At 59.3% G+C, this 14,610-nt stretch carries 15 protein-coding genes and 2 pseudogenes; 5 read left to right on the forward strand and 12 right to left on the reverse strand.

Annotated features, from left to right (window positions below; translation table 11 throughout):
* Window positions 1-22: 22 nt before the first annotated feature.
* The 9 genes and pseudogenes from C8024_RS01800 to purB all read right to left on the reverse strand — a co-directional run bounded on the left by C8024_RS01800 (window position 23) and on the right by purB (window position 6,059).
* A complete protein-coding gene (locus tag C8024_RS01800; protein ID WP_173202726.1) occupies window positions 23-541 on the reverse strand; it encodes a hypothetical protein in 519 nt (172 codons plus the stop codon).
* Between the two features lie 28 nt (window positions 542-569).
* Window positions 570-716 (reverse strand): hypothetical protein, encoded by a 147-nt coding sequence (locus C8024_RS01805; protein WP_173202632.1) that lies wholly within the window; start codon window positions 714-716, stop codon window positions 570-572.
* Window positions 713-1,096, reverse strand: a complete 384-nt coding sequence (locus C8024_RS01810) for a hypothetical protein (RefSeq protein WP_173202727.1) — start codon at window positions 1,094-1,096, stop codon at window positions 713-715. The genes C8024_RS01805 and C8024_RS01810 overlap by 4 nt, the downstream gene beginning before the upstream one ends.
* Window positions 1,097-1,228: 132 nt before the next feature.
* On the reverse strand, window positions 1,229-1,384 hold the full coding sequence (locus C8024_RS01815) for a hypothetical protein (RefSeq protein ID WP_173202633.1): 156 nt from the start codon (window positions 1,382-1,384) through the stop codon (window positions 1,229-1,231).
* Window positions 1,385-1,565: 181 nt separating this feature from the next.
* A pseudogene (trpB, locus tag C8024_RS01820) lies at window positions 1,566-2,799 on the reverse strand (tryptophan synthase subunit beta).
* 87 nt (window positions 2,800-2,886) lie between these two features.
* Window positions 2,887-3,417, reverse strand: a complete 531-nt coding sequence (locus tag C8024_RS01825) for an N-(5'-phosphoribosyl)anthranilate isomerase (RefSeq protein ID WP_367947091.1) — start codon at window positions 3,415-3,417, stop codon at window positions 2,887-2,889.
* Between the two features lie 228 nt (window positions 3,418-3,645).
* Window positions 3,646-4,318 (reverse strand): annotated as a pseudogene (gene pyrF, locus C8024_RS01830) (orotidine-5'-phosphate decarboxylase).
* Complete coding sequence (locus C8024_RS01835; RefSeq protein WP_173202728.1) at window positions 4,315-4,671, reverse strand: LapA family protein; 357 nt, start codon at window positions 4,669-4,671, stop codon at window positions 4,315-4,317. The pseudogene pyrF and the gene C8024_RS01835 overlap by 4 nt, the downstream one beginning before the upstream one ends.
* An 86-nt stretch (window positions 4,672-4,757) precedes the next feature.
* Window positions 4,758-6,059, reverse strand: a complete 1,302-nt coding sequence (gene purB, locus C8024_RS01840) for an adenylosuccinate lyase (protein ID WP_173202729.1) — start codon at window positions 6,057-6,059, stop codon at window positions 4,758-4,760.
* 113 nt (window positions 6,060-6,172) lie between these two features.
* Between purB and C8024_RS01845 the strand changes: the two genes are divergently transcribed.
* Together C8024_RS01845 and C8024_RS01850 are read left to right on the forward strand one after the other, a co-directional pair.
* Window positions 6,173-7,273: a 6-phosphofructokinase gene (locus C8024_RS01845; RefSeq protein WP_173202730.1), complete on the forward strand. Its 1,101-nt coding sequence runs from the start codon at window positions 6,173-6,175 to the stop codon at window positions 7,271-7,273.
* 129 nt (window positions 7,274-7,402) lie between these two features.
* Window positions 7,403-8,143 carry an SDR family oxidoreductase gene (locus C8024_RS01850; protein ID WP_173202731.1) on the forward strand — a complete coding sequence of 247 codons (741 nt, stop codon included), beginning with the start codon at window positions 7,403-7,405 and terminating at the stop codon, window positions 8,141-8,143.
* A 12-nt stretch (window positions 8,144-8,155) separates the two neighbouring features.
* Here C8024_RS01850 and radC read toward each other — a convergent pair whose 3' ends face one another.
* A complete protein-coding gene (gene radC / locus C8024_RS01855) occupies window positions 8,156-8,854 on the reverse strand; it encodes a DNA repair protein RadC (protein ID WP_173202732.1) in 699 nt (232 codons plus the stop codon).
* A gap of 214 nt (window positions 8,855-9,068) precedes the next feature.
* On the opposite strand from radC, the gene C8024_RS01860 reads away from it, so the two are divergent.
* The 3 genes from C8024_RS01860 (at window position 9,069) to C8024_RS01870 (ending at window position 12,808) form a co-directional block, all read left to right on the forward strand.
* Window positions 9,069-12,146, forward strand: coding sequence for a YdbH domain-containing protein (locus C8024_RS01860; protein ID WP_217271923.1), 3,078 nt, complete (start codon window positions 9,069-9,071; stop codon window positions 12,144-12,146).
* An 82-nt stretch (window positions 12,147-12,228) separates the two neighbouring features.
* Window positions 12,229-12,414 carry a YnbE family lipoprotein gene (locus C8024_RS01865; RefSeq protein WP_100095733.1) on the forward strand — a complete coding sequence of 62 codons (186 nt, stop codon included), beginning with the start codon at window positions 12,229-12,231 and terminating at the stop codon, window positions 12,412-12,414.
* A 79-nt stretch (window positions 12,415-12,493) separates the two neighbouring features.
* Window positions 12,494-12,808, forward strand: coding sequence for a YdbL family protein (locus C8024_RS01870; RefSeq protein ID WP_173202746.1), 315 nt, complete (start codon window positions 12,494-12,496; stop codon window positions 12,806-12,808).
* 99 nt (window positions 12,809-12,907) lie between these two features.
* Here C8024_RS01870 and C8024_RS01875 read toward each other — a convergent pair whose 3' ends face one another.
* Window positions 12,908-13,750, reverse strand: a complete 843-nt coding sequence (locus tag C8024_RS01875) for an SDR family oxidoreductase (RefSeq protein WP_173202734.1) — start codon at window positions 13,748-13,750, stop codon at window positions 12,908-12,910.
* A gap of 99 nt (window positions 13,751-13,849) precedes the next feature.
* A partial coding sequence (locus tag C8024_RS01880) for an SDR family NAD(P)-dependent oxidoreductase (RefSeq protein WP_173202735.1) occupies window positions 13,850-14,610 on the reverse strand: 761 nt, incomplete at its 5' end.

Raw genomic sequence — 14,610 nt, forward strand, 5'->3', positions numbered from 1 at the left:
GGGAAGGATTGGGAGAGACGGGTCATATGACCTTCTTGAGATAGGTTCGAATGGAGAATATTGCTTTACTGATGCAGAGCAAAAATGAAATCAGCAAGGGCATGTAGAAAAGGAAGTTTAGCCAAGTAGCGGGTCCATGAAAACAATGCTGGAATCCAAACTCGGGACCCATTGGCTCGGGGCAATGCATAACTGTGAATTCGCCAGAGGAGATCAGAATGAATGCAATCCCTGATATTGCGATACTTGCCAAGAGGGGCGGATAAGAACTAAGGTTTGCTGCCCAACGGGAGTTGGGTTTTTGCTCTTGTATGAAGTCAAATGAATGCCAAACCAATAGCGGTAGAAAGAAAATGGGATAAGCTAAAAAAGCCTCCCCCATTGGACCGGCAATATCAGCAAACTTGTCAGTGGTATTGACGCTGGTCATCATCCATAAACCCAGAAACCATTTTGCTGCTAACGAAAATACAGTCACTGCCATCAAAATGGCCATACTGGTCAACCAGTTCAAAAGCTTCTGTCTGTATTCTGAGGTCATGCGTCAGAATGCCGAAGTCTGGGCCGATTCATATCTCCGTCCCCAGCGCTTCCGCGACGGTGAAAACATCCTTGTCACCGCGCCCGCACAGGTTCGCCAGGATGATCTGGTCCCGATCCATCTTGACCGCTTCGCTGACGAGTACCGCGCGGTCGGATGGGAAGGGACGGGTCATGGGTTTTTCTTGAAAATAGAACGGGTGGAGACGATTGCTTTGATGAGGCACAGGATGGCAGCAATTCCAATTGCAATTATCCAGGGTATCATAAGCCAGAGCGACGGCCCAACAATGCACTGATGGTAGAGTACGTCATCCAGTCGATCACAGCTATTATACTGAAGGAATCCCAAATCCATCAACAAGAACAACAAGATCACAGCGATCATCAGCCACAAGAAAGTCCGATATTTTGTTAGTTTGGCGACCAGCGATATCTCTGGCATTCCTCGTTGTGCAAAATCAAACATGTGCCAAAATAAAAACAGGGGAAGCAAAACAGCATAGAAAAGAAGGGATTCCCCGAACGGTCCAGCTATATCGGCGAGATTAATCAAAATACCTCGTTCAGCCAGATCAGGGAGATCAATAAGCCAAAAAACAACGGCGGTAACGAAGCAGCGAAGAGCGAAAGCGTTACACTGCAAAACCAGTTGAGCAGTTTTTGATGGAAGCCCTCGCTCACTGGACTAAATCTCCGTTCCTAGCGCTTCCGCGAGGGTGAAAATATCCTTGTCGCCGCGACCGCAGAGGTTCGCCAGGATGATCTTGTCGCGATCCATCTTGATCGCTTCGCCGCCGAGTACCGCGCGGTCGGACCGGAAAGATTGGGAGAGACAGGTCATGATGCCCTCTCCCTCAAGGGAGAGGGTTGCGCAAACTTGGCAGCTTGCTGCCTAGTTGGAGCTGGGTGAGGGTCTGCCAACTCTCGATGGCAGTGCACCCTCATCCAACTGCGCCTAGCTTCGTTCCGAAGCAAGGCTCCGTATCCTTCTCCCTCAAGGGAGAAGGTGTGTGCGTTCAACGTCATATCTCCGTCCCCAACGCCTCGGCAACGGTGAAAATATCCTTGTCGCCACGCCCACACAGGTTCGCCAATATGATCTTGTCGCGATCCATCTTCACCGCTTCGCGGACCACCGCAGCAATCGCGTGGCTGGGCTCGAGCGCCGGGATAATCCCTTCGGTGCGGCAGAGCAGTTGGAAGGCGTCGAGGGCTTCGGTGTCGGTGGCGCTGTCATAGTCGACGCGTCCGGATTCTTTCAGCCAGCTATGTTCGGGGCCGATGCCGGGATAGTCGAGGCCGGCGCTGATCGAATGGGCTTCGGTGATCTGGCCGTCTTCGTCCTGCAGCAAATAGGTCTTGTTGCCGTGGAGGATGCCGGGACCGCCGCCTGCGAGACTCGCCGCATGCTCCTTGTCGAGACCATGGCCCGCCGCTTCGATACCCAGCATTTTGACGTCCGGATCATCGAGAAACGGATGGAACAGGCCGATGGCATTGGAGCCGCCGCCAATCGCCGCGACCAGCATGTCCGGCAAACGCCCGACGCGGTCGAGCATCTGGCGCGGGCTTCCTTGCCGATCACGCTCTGGAAATCGCGGACCAGTTCAGGGTAGGGATGGGGACCGGCGGCGGTGCCGATGATGTAGAATGTGTCGTGGACATTGGCGACCCAGTCGCGCAGCGCCTCGTTCATCGCGTCTTTCAGCGTCGCCGCGCCGCTGGTCACCGGCACGACTTCCGCGCCGAGCAATTTCATCCGGAACAGATTGGGTTTCTGCCGCGCGACATCGGTTGCGCCCATGAAGATGGTGCAGGGCAGGCCGAAGCGGGCGCAGACGGTTGCCGTCGCCACGCCATGCTGGCCGGCGCCGGTTTCGGCGATGATCCGGGTCTTGCCCATGCGCATGGCGAGCAATATCTGGCCGACGCAATTGTTGATCTTGTGCGCGCCGGTGTGGTTGAGCTCGTCGCGCTTGAACCAGATTTGTGCGCCTTTGCCCTCGGGCGCATCCTTGCGGACTTCTTCGGTCAGGCTTTCTGCATAATAGAGCGGCGAGGGGCGGCCGACATAATTTTGCAGCAGGTCGTTGAATTCTTCCTCGAACGCCGGGTCGGCCTGCGCCGCGCGATAATGTTTTCCAGATCAAGGATCAGCGGCATCAGCGTTTCGGCGACATAGCGTCCGCCAAATTCGCCGAAATGGCCGCGGTCATCCGGCATGTTGCGGAAGCTGTTGGGGGGTGTGTCGTTCATGGGTTCGATATTTCCGTTCGCATCGAGCGAAGTCGAGATGCATCTGCGGGTGGCCTGTGTCTCGACTGCGCTCGACACGAACGGATGCTATCCGGCTTCATCAAAGTCCCGCACCGCTTGGCAAAAGGCGGCGATTCTGTCCACCTGTTTGACGCCGGGCGCCGATTCCACGCCGGAGGAGACGTCGACCAGCGGGGCATGGGTGGCGGTCAGCGCGTCGGCCACATTGTCCGGGTCGAGGCCGCCGGCGAGGCCCCAGTCGATCTGATGGTCATGACCGGCGAGCAGCGACCAGTCGAACGAGGTGCCGGTGCCGCCGGGCAGCGCCTTGGCTGGCGCGTCGAACAGAAGCCGGTCGGCAGCGCCCACATAGCGGCTGGATTTCGCCAGCGTCGGCTTGTCCTTCACGCCCAGCGCCTTCCAGATTTCCAGGTCGCTGTTGTCCGCAACCAGTTTCAGCCATTCCGGCGTTTCGCTGCCGTGGAACTGAATGACGTCCGGTTTGACCACGCTGATTGCCATACCGGTGGCCTTGGGGTCGGCGTTGACGAGCAGCAGCACCGTCTTGACTCGCTGTGCCGCATAGGTGCGCAATGCGGCGGCTCGTTCGAGCGACACATGGCGCGGGCTTTTGCGAAATGGACGAAGCCGATATAGTCGGCGCCCGCATCGATAGCAGCGTCAATGGCGGCTTCGGTGGAGAGGCCGCAGATCTTGATTTGGGTTTTCATGCGAGGGGTCTTAGCGAGGCAAGCGTTAATCGTCATCCTGAACTTGTTTCAGGACCCCGTGAGAATGCGTTGCGCCGGTGGAGGTCCTGAAACAAGTTCAGGATGACGAGATTGATTAAAGCGTCCCCTCGATCGCCCGCGCGGCGGCGTTGGGATCCTCTGCGCCGGTAATCGGCCGGCCGATCACCAGCACGCTCGCGCCATTGTCGCGCGCCTGCCTTGGCGTGACTGCCCGTTTCTGGTCGCCCATCGCGCCACCCTTGGGGCGCAGGCCGGGGACGACGAAAAAGCCGTCTTTCCAGATATTATGCGCCGCTTCGACTTCATTACCGGAGCAGACGATGCCATCCAGTCCGGCCTCGCGGGCAAGCCCGGCCAGCCGTTCGACCTGATCATGCGGGGTGCCGGCATAGCCGATCTTGGCCATGTCCCGTTCGTCGAGCGAAGTCAGCAGGGTAACGCCGACCACTTTTGTATGTTCGTTCGCAGCCGCTTTGGCATCTTCCATCATCGCGCGGCCACCCGAAGCGTGAATCGTGACGATCGCGGGCTCCAGCACATTGATCGCCTGCATCGCCTTGGCGACGGTGTTGGGAATGTCATGCAGCTTGAGGTCTAGAAAGATCGGCAGGCCGAGCTTGTGAATTTCGTGCACGCCATGATGGCCATGGGCGCAAAAATTCGAGACCGAGTTTCAACCCGCCGACATGGCCCTTGACCGACTGGGCAATCGCGATGGCCCGGTCGAGGTCGGGTGTGTCGATTGCGACGAAAATCGGGTTGGTCATGCGCCGGTTGCTTTCTCGCTATCGACCGGAGATATGGCCGGTGCGGGTTCTGCCACCGTCTTCGGCGCTCGTGCGGGGGCTGGTGTCGGGCTTGGCGCGGCTGTTGGAACAGCGGCCGGTCTTGCCGCATTTTCCAGCGTCTTGATCCGCCGCAACAGCCGCCATTTCGATCCTCTCAGCAGCAACCACGTCGGCACGAAGCCGAGCAGGAAGGCACCAACGACGAAGGTAGAAACCCTCGCTTCGACAATGGCAGCTCCTAGATCAAGCGACGCGCGGGCCTCATTGGTCCACCAGAAGATGAAGGTTGCGACGAGCAGGAGAACCCAGAACAGGATTTTGATAAATTGCATGCTTCACCTTATATTCCGTGTGGCAACTATCCTAGTCCTAAAAAAGCCGGGTGGCCAGACAGCATATAGAGGCCTGGAATAGCGCGCTATTCGCCGAACACGCGGGCGAAGATCGTGTCGACATGCTTGAAATGATAATCGAGGTTGAACCGTTCCTCCAGTTCAGCGTCAGACAGTTTGGCGGTGACGTCGGGATCGGCCTTGAGCAGGTCGAGCAGCGCGATTTCGCCGTCCGATTCCCAGACTTTCATCGCGTTGCGCTGGACGATGCGATAGCTGTCCTCGCGACTGATGCCGGCCTGGGTGAGGGCAAGCAACACGCGTTGCGAGTGGACCAGACCGCCCATGCGATCTAGATTTTTCTGCATCCGCTCGGGATAGATCAGCAGTTTCTCGATCACGCCGGTCAGCCGTCCGAGGGCAAAGTCCAGCGTGATGGTCGCGTCGGGACCGATCATCCGTTCGACCGAGCTGTGCGAAATGTCGCGCTCGTGCCACAGGGCGACATTTTCCATCGCCGGCAGAGCGTAGCTGCGGACCATACGGGCGAGACCGGTCAGGTTTTCGGTCAGGATCGGGTTGCGCTTGTGCGGCATTGCGCTGCTGCCCTTTTGGCCCGGCGAGAAATATTCCTCGGCCTCGAGCACTTCGGTGCGCTGCAGATGGCGGACTTCGACGGCCAGCCGTTCGACCGACGAGGCAATCACGCCCAAAGTCGCGAAATATTGGGCGTGGCGGTCACGCGGAATGACCTGGGTGGAGACGGGCTCGACTTCCAGACCCAGCTTCTCCGCCACATGTTCTTCGACCTTGGGGTCGATATTGGCAAAGGTGCCGACCGCGCCGGAAATGGCGCAAGTGGCAATTTCCTTACGCGCCGCAACCAGCCGTTCGCGGTTGCGTTCGAATTCGGCATAGGCCTGCGCCAGCTTCAGACCGAAGGTCACCGGCTCGCCGTGGATGCCGTGGCTGCGGCCGATGGTCGGGGTGAACTTATGCTCGTAGGCGCGTTTCTTGATCGCGGCGAGCAATGCGTCGATATCGGCGAGCAGGATATCCGAGGCGCGCGCCAGCTGCACCGCGAGACAGGTGTCGAGAACGTCGCTGGAAGTCATGCCCTGATGCATGAAGCGCGCTTCTTCGCCAACATTTTCCGCAACATTGGTCAGGAAGGCGATGACGTCATGCTTCACTTCGCGTTCGATCTCGTCGATCCGCGCAACGTCAAACTTGCCCTTGGCCCAGATCGCTTCTGCCGCTTCCTTCGGCACCACGCCCAGTTCGGCGAGAGCATCGGTGGCGTGCGCCTCAATCTCGAACCAGATTTGGAATTTGGATTCGGGTTCCCAGAGGGCAACCATTTCGGGGCGGGAATAGCGTGGAATCATTTTTGGTCCTTGGACAAAGAGGATGATTACGGCAATGAAGTGCCTTGATTTGCCGTCCCGCTAGCACCTACGAATTGAGTCGGCAATGCAGCGGCGGAAACAGGGAGAATAAAATGCGTCTGGCTATACTCACCGGCGGCGGCGATGTCCCGGGCCTTAATCCCTGCATCCAGTCGATCGCGACGTCGGCCTGGCAACGCGGCTGGGATGTGGTCGGTCTGCGCCGCGGCTGGGAAGGCGTGCTGGAAATCGATCCTGCCGATCCCTGGGCCAATGAAAACAGCGTGATGATGCTGGACAAAGAGCGGGTGCGCGGCATCGACCGGCAGGGCGGCACGATATTGCACAGCTCTCGCTGCGACCCGCGGGTGACCGACAAGGGCGACCAGACGCAAAAGGTGCTCGATATTCTCGACGCTCTCGCGGTCGATGTCCTGATCACCATGGGGGGCGACGGGACGCTGCGTTTCTCGGCCTATCTGTCGAGCCTCGGTCGCAATGTCATTTCGGTGCCCAAGACGATGGACAATGATGTCTATGGCACCGACTATTGCATCGGTTTTTCAACGGCCGTCACCCGATCGGTGCAGGCGATCAATTCGCTGCGGACGACGGCGGCGAGCCACGAGCGGATTGCCGTGATCGAATTGTTCGGTCGCCGGTCCGGCGAGACGGCGCTGTTGTCCGGCTTCCTCTCGCAGGCCGACCGGACCGTGATTGCCGAAGTGCCGGCGGATATGGACGTGCTCCTGCCCCTGCTGCTCGGTGACAAGGAGGCCAATCCTGAATCCTACGCGATATGTCTGGTCTCGGAAGGCGCCAGACTGTCCGGCGCGACGGATTTCGCCGACGAGATCAACAAGTCGAACACCAGTCGCACGGGCCTCAATATCGGCACCCAGCTGGCGCGGGAAATCGAGGCGCGCAGCGACGAGCGGACGATCGTGCAAGAACTGGCCTATCTGATGCGGGCAGGGGAACCGGACGCGATGGACCGGATGGTCGGCTTTGCCTTTGGCGCGCTGGCGGTCCAGCTGATCGAGCAGGACCGGATGGCCAATATGGTGTGCCTGACCGACGGCAATTACGGCGTCGTGCCGATCGGCACGCTGCTGGAAGATAGCAAGGGCGTCAATGTGTCGGGCCTCTATGACGCAAATCTGTATCGCCCCAATCTGATCCAGGTCGAGGGCATGCCGATGTTCCTTTATTAAAGGCGTTCCTATATAGATGAGGGAGCCCGCTATCTATCGGCGACGGTGTCGGTCCAATGGCTGATACCGGCGACCCGCAATCATCGATAGTCTGGCCCGGACCCACTTTACTTTAACAGGAACAACATGATGAGCATTTCATCCGATCGCGTCGCAATCATAACGGGCGCGTCCCGCGGCATCGGCGCTTCCATAGCCCGTCGTTTGGCAAGCGATGGCATGGCAGTTGTCGTAAACTATGCCGGCAGCGAAAAAGCCGCGGCCGAACTGGTCGACGAAATCGTAAACGCAGGGGGACGCGCGATCTCTGCGCAGGCGGATGTCGCCGATCCGCGGGCTGTCAGAAATCTTTTCGATACCGCTGAGGCGGAATTTGGCGGTGTCGATGTGCTGGTGAACAACGCCGGCATCATGAAGCTCGCGCCGGTCGCGCAAGTCGATGACACAGATTTCGACGAATTGATGGCGGTCAATCTCAAGGGCACGTTCAACGGGCTTCGGGAGGCTGCGAAGCGGCTGCGAGATGGTGGTCGTATTGTAAATATTTCTACCAGCGTCGTCGGACTATATCTGCCTGCTTATGGGGTGTATGCGGCGACCAAGGCGGCAGTGGAGGCTCTGACGCATATTCTGGCGAAGGAGCTTGGACCCCGGTCGATTACGGTCAATTCCGTGGCACCGGGGCCAGTCGCGACCGAGCTGTTTCTCGAAGGCAAGGCCCCGGCAATGATTGAGCGGCTCGAGCAGATGATCCCGCTCGGTCGGCTGGGTGAAGTCGATGACATTGCCCGTGCCGTTTCCGTGCTGGTCGGGCCGGACGGCTGCTGGATCAATGGCCAGATAGTGCGCGTCAACGGGGGCGTGATCTGAGCGCCCGTCAAATCAGCCTTTCGAACGGAAGGATGTGTGGCCGTCCCGGCCGATGATGATATGGTCATGAACGGCAATGCCCAATGTCGCCCCGGCGGCGCAAATGTCCCTTGTGATCGCAATATCCTGCCGGCTGGGGGTGCTGTCACCGCTGGGATGATTGTGGACCAGGATGATCGCTGCTGATCCGAGGTCCAGCGCACGCTTGATGACTTCTCTTGTATAGATGGCGGCCTGGTCAATCGACCCTTCGCTGACCAGCTCGTCGCGGATCAGCCGGTTCTTGCTGTCGAGATGCAGGACCCGCACCCGTTCATGGGCCAGATGCGCCATGTCGGCGCGCAGATAGTCGAGCAAGGCCTGCCAGCTGGAAAGGATCGGCTGGGTCCGCACCGGCTCGGCGAGCAGGCGCAGCGCCGCCAATTGCACGATCTTCAGCGCAGCCACGCTGGTTTCTCCCATGCCGGGCAGATTCCGCAATGCGTCGGCGTCGGACACCAGCAGGCGCGACAAGCCGCCGAACTCGTCGATCAATCGCTTGGCCAGAGGCTTCGTGTCGCGGCGCGGGATGGCCAGCGCGAGCAGATATTCGACCAGCTCGTGATCGTGCAGACTATCGCCCTGACCGGTCAAAATACGGTGGCGCAGCCGGGCGCGATGCCCGCTGCCCGCCTTTGGCGGTCCTGACCGGGTTTCCTGTGCCTTGGTCATGGGCTAGCCATTACCAGAACAAATCAGGAACTTCGCCGATAAGCGGACGGCAGGCCGAAAATGTCCAATTTCCCGGCCGGCTGGAAAAACCGCGCGCGCCGACACTTGTACATTGCAACTTAAGGCAGACTTCTGCATTTCATCTGCGATGGAAGAAGAAATCGCCAATGACCCCGTCGGTCGCCGCTCCCGGTTTCGACTGTTCGGCGGGATTTTGCTTGTTCTGATTCTGCTTGGCCTGATTGCCCTCTGGGTCAGTCGAACGACGCTGGCCGACAATTTCGTCAAATCGCAGCTCGAACAGATGGACATTGCGGCCAGCTACGAGATCGAGGAAATCGGGTTGCGCAAACAGGTCATCCGCAATCTGGTGATCGGCGATCCGCAGCGGCCGGACCTGACCGCCGATCTGGTCGAGGTCGGCAACAGCCTGACTCTGGGCGGTGTCGGCATCAACTGGGTCAGCGCCAGCGGCGTCAAGCTGTTCGGGCGGGTGCAGGATGGCAAGATCAGCTTTGGCGAGATCGACAAATTTTCTGATCCGGAAGATGACAGCCCGCTCGCGCTGCCGGATATCTGGCTGGGGCTGAACGACGCGAAACTTCGGATCGACAGCGAATATGGTGCTATCGGGGTGGCGCTCAACGGGCAGGGCGAGTTGCACAATGGTTTCGCCGGAGAAATTGCGGCGATCGCCAGCCGGCTGGATGCCGGCGGCTGTGCCTTGCAGAAGCCGACCTTCTTTGGCGAGATTGCGATACGCGCGAAAAGGCCTCATTTGGAGGGGCCGTTGCGCCTGCCAGTCGTCTTTTGCGACGATCTTGATCTGGGCGCAGAAGATTTTGCCGCACGGCTCTCGGTCGATCTTGGTGTCGATCTGGCGAGCTGGTCCGGCGATGTCGGCCTGATAGGCGGCCCGCTCCGCTATGCCGACTTTAGCAGCCAGGAAATCAAGGCATCTGTGCGCTTCTCCGGAGATCTGGAACAGAGCAATGGCGAACTCGCTCTCACCGCGAGCGGATTGCAATCCCCTTATGGCAAGGCCGCCATTTCGCAGGTCGATGGGCCATTTTCATTAGGTTATGGCACAAAAACGCTGACCGCGAGCTTTGCCGGCCAACCGGAAATACGCGACGTCCAGATCGCGCGAAGCCTGTTGCGGCAGGCTGCCAGCCTGTCTTCGTCGGTTGCCGGGACGCCGGTCGGTCCGATCGCGGACCGGATCGCGAAAGCGGTCCAGCAGGCCGGAAACCGGTTTGACATCTCCAGCGATATCCAGTTTTCCAGAACGCTGGAGCGGACGACTCTTGCCTTTGACACGGCGGCGGCCCGCTCGCGTTCCGGCGCTTCGGTGAGCCTCACCGATCCCTTGCTGCTGGTGTTTACCGACAAGAATATCCGGATGCTGGCGGATGGACCCGTCCAGCTGGCCGGTGGCGGTTTCCCCAGTGCGAGACTGCTGCTCGACGATGGCAGCCTGTCGCGCGGATTTTCCGGTCGGCTGGAAATGGCCAATTATCAGGTCGGCTCGGCGCAGCTGAAAATTCCGGCTCTCGCCTTTTCCCCGACGCGGCACGGCGGCACCAATATCGATGGACGGATAATCCTGACCGGGCCGGTCGGCGACGGACAGCTTACCGGACTGCAGATACCGGTTAGCGGCAATATCAGCCGAAATGGCGATTTCGCGCTGTTCCGCCAGTGTATCAACTTGCAATTTGCCAGTCTGCGCACTTCATCCCTGACCGCCGGCCCGACCAGCGCGCGCCTGTGCCCGCAGGGAAGCGCCATCGTGACCGGAAGCGGAGCCGGCGTGAATATCGCGGCCAATGCGCCGTCGCTCAAACTGGACGGTGCGGTTGGCAAGACACCGCTGGCCATTACCAGCGGAGCGCTGGGATTCTCGCTCGCTAAGGGCCTGACCGCGCAAGATGTCAGCGTCCGCTTGGGTGCGGATGACAGCATGACCCGCCTCGACATGGCTGTGCTGAGCGCCGCGTTCGGCAAGACGATCAACGGGCGGATCGAAGGCGCGTCCGGCAAGGTTGCCAATGTGCCGTTGCTGATGGAGCAGATCGAAGGCGACTGGCGCTATGAAAATGGCCAATTTCTGGCCGACGCTAGCCTGCTGGTCCGCGACGAGCAGCCGGTGGAGCGATTCCGGCCCCTGATCAGCAACGACGTCAAGCTGGGCTTCGACGGCAATGATCTGACGGCCACCGGCTGGCTACGCGAACCGGAAACACTCACCGCCATCGCCGCAATCGATATTGCCCATCGGCTGAAAAGCAGTGAAGGCAGGGCGCTGATCGACGTCCAGTCGCTGATCTTCAACGACCGGCTGCAGCCCGAACAGCTGACTCCGCTGACTCTGGGTGTGGTCGCCAATGTCCAGGGCGAAATTTCCGGTGCCGGCCGGATCGACTGGGATGCCTCCGAAAACGGGATAAAGAGTACCGGGGCTTTCCGCACGCATGGCCTGAACCTCGCGGCTGCTTTCGGTCCGGTCACCGGTCTCGCGGGCGAGATAGAATTTTCCGATCTGCTCGCCCTGGAAACGCGGCCGGGGCAGATTTTGAACCTGTCCGAGGTCAATCCCGGCGTCGCGGTGTTCAACGGGCAGATCCGTTATCGTCTGCTGCCCGATTTCAAATTGCAGGTAGAGGCAGGGGAATGGCCTTTCGCGGGCGGCAAGCTTTATCTCGAACCGACGATTCTTGATCTGAGCGAAGAAGCCGAGCGCCGTTTGCAGTTCACCGTCGAGGGCGTCGACGCCGGGCAATTCCTGACCCAGTTCGACTTCGAGAATATGACCGCGTCCGGCGTGTTTGACGGCAAGCTGCCGATGGTCTTCGATCAGGATGGTGGCCGGATTGTCGGCGGCTATCTGGTGGCGCGCGACGGGGGCGGTACGCTCGCTTATGTCGGGGAACTGACTTATGAAGATATGGGCACGATGGCCAATTTCGCCTTCAACGCGCTCAGGTCGATCAAATATCGCAATCTTACGATCGGGATGGACGGTGATATCGCGGGTGAAATTATCACCGAGGTCAAGTTTGACGGATTGCAGCAGGGCGATGGTGCGAGCCGCAATTTCATCACCAAGCAGCTCGCCCGCATTCCCATCCAGTTCAATGTGCGGATACAGGCGCCCTTCATGCAGCTGATGAGTAGCGCCAAATCCTATTATGAGCCGGAAATTCTGGTCGGGCAGAATTTGCCAGCCCTGCTGCGCGCGGAAGAAGCCCGGGCAAAGGCCGCCGTGAAAATTCTGGAAGACGATGAATAGTCCATTCAGCCGAGGGAAAGCGATGATGCTTTATCAGACAAGCCAATTGACGGATCGTTCATATGGTGCGATTCGTAGCAATATGAGGAATTTAACCACCATCGGTCTGATATTGGGAGCTGTGACCGGGCTGTCAGCCTGCGTGCAGGTAACTGCACCGGACAAGCCGATTGTCATCAATCTCAATATCAATATCAAACAGGAAGTGGTGTATCGCCTCGACGGTGATGCGAAAGACCTGATCAACGAGGAAGCGGATATTTTCTAATGTTTGAACAAGTAAAGAAAACAAGGCCTTGGCCGTTATCGGCGGGCTCATTTTGACAGCTGTTGTTGCCGCGCCGGTTATGGCGCAGCGCGATCCGGCCTATGAAGCAGCCCGGTCGGCAGGTCTGATTGGCGAGAAACCGGACGGTTATCTCGGCTATGTTTCCTCGCCTACGCCTGCGATCAAGGCGCTGGTCGAGCAGATCAACATCAAGCGCAAGGCGGCCTATACCCGCAAGGCCCAGGAAACCAATTCGACGGTCGAGCAATTTGCCTTCACCTCGGGCTGCAACCTGATCATGCGGACAGCGCCTGGCGAAAAATACCAGACCCCGTCCGGTACCTGGAACACGCGCGATTCGAGCGATCCGGTTCGGGACTCCCGCTGCCTTTGAGCTGACGTTTACAAGAGAATTGAAAAAGAGGCGTGCTGGCGAGGCTGGCACGCCTCTTTTTTGTCTGACAATCTTGCACCGGATCGATGCAGAGAGGGACTAGCGTCGGAAAGTCGCGAAATAATCATCCCAGCCTTGATGCGGCCGGCCCGCCGCTTTCGCGAATTCGCTTTCCGTCTCGAGCGCGCCGAGCCGGATTCCCTCATAGATACCGGCGATGATCGTACCCATGAAATTACCGAGCGCATCGATCCGTTCGGCTTGGTAATCCGAGACGCACATCGCGCGATAGCGTAGATCGGTACCGAAGGCGTTGTTGAAATAGGCTGCCAGTTCCGTCTGGCTGATCGGCTCGCCGTGGAGCCGGTAAGTCTGGCCGTGATGGGTCGGCTCTGTCAACATTCTGGCATTGGCGAAAGCAAGCTCGTCGCGGGTGGTATAGCCGCATTTGCCGTCACCGGCACAATTGGCGATCTCGCCGCTGGTCTTGTAATTTTCCAGATAGTCGATGTCCGGCTCGATATAGATGCCGTTGCGACCGATCGCCCAGTCGAGACCGCTCGCGCGGATGTCTGCCTCGGTCTGGCGGTTGCTTTGCACGATCGGGGAAAAGGCGGTGCCGGTCTCTGCCCCCTGGATGCTGGTATAGACGATTTTCCGGACTCCATTGGCGCGTGCCGCTTCGATGACATTGCGATGCTGCCTGATCCGTTCATCGGGGGCGGCCATGCCGGAAACCAGCAGCAATGTGTCCACTCCGGCGAGCGATTTTTCCATTTGTTCGCGATCGGCATAGTCGCCGGGGCGGATTTCGACGCCGAGCCCGGCGGCCTTATCGGGAGACCGGGCCAGACCGACGAGTGGTTCATCCGTCATCCGAGGCAGAGCGCGAATGATGGCGCTGCCCAATTGTCCGGACGCTGCGGTTACGGCGATGGTCATGGCGTCTTTCCTTGGCTCGGTCGAAACGGGTTGGGGGAATGGCTCATGATGCTTTCGTCTCGTTGGCCATATCCTGCAATATCGCGTCGAGACCAAGCATCAGTCTTTCGCATTTTGGGGATCGAGCGCGTCGGGGTGAGGGCGGGCAAACTGGCCGCTGTCATTGTCGAAATACAGGCCGGATGCTTCGGCGAACTCGTCGGACAGGGCGGCACGTACCAGAATATCGACGCCGATCCCGACATCATTGCCTTTGGACCCATAGGCCTCTCTCACCATTTTCGTGCCGAGAAACGAGCCCGGATTTACCGCGACAATCATCGGGCCATCGGGTGCGAGTTCCTGCGCCAGGCTACGCGACCACATGGTCAGGGCGAGCTTGCTCTGCCCGTAGGCGGCGCTGTCGGAAAGGCTCGCATTCCCGGCGAGCGCATCCAGGTCCACCGGTGACTGGGCCGCCGACGACAGGTTCACCACACGCGCGGACTTGTCCAATATGGGCAGAAGGCGGCGGGTCAGCAGATAGGGGGCGATCGTGTTGACGGCAAAGCGGATATCGAGGCCCGCCGCTGTCCGCGGATCGGGAACCGCAAAAACACCGGCATTGTTGATCAGCACATCGATCCGGTCGTGCCGCGCCATGACCGCCACGGCCAAAGCTTCGACGGCGGCCATATCGGACAGATTGGCGTCATAGGTCTCTACGGAACCGTGGCCCGCAATGGCTTCGAGATTGGCCTTGGCGTCAGCCAGCTTGGCCGCATTGCGCCCGTGCAGCAGGATATTGTGCCCTGACTGGCTCAACGCCTTGGCGGTTTCGAGACCGATTCCGTCGGTCGAGCCGGTTATCAGTATCGTTT

Source organism: Sphingopyxis sp. BSNA05 (genome assembly GCF_013265645.1).
GTDB lineage: Bacteria > Pseudomonadota > Alphaproteobacteria > Sphingomonadales > Sphingomonadaceae > Parasphingorhabdus.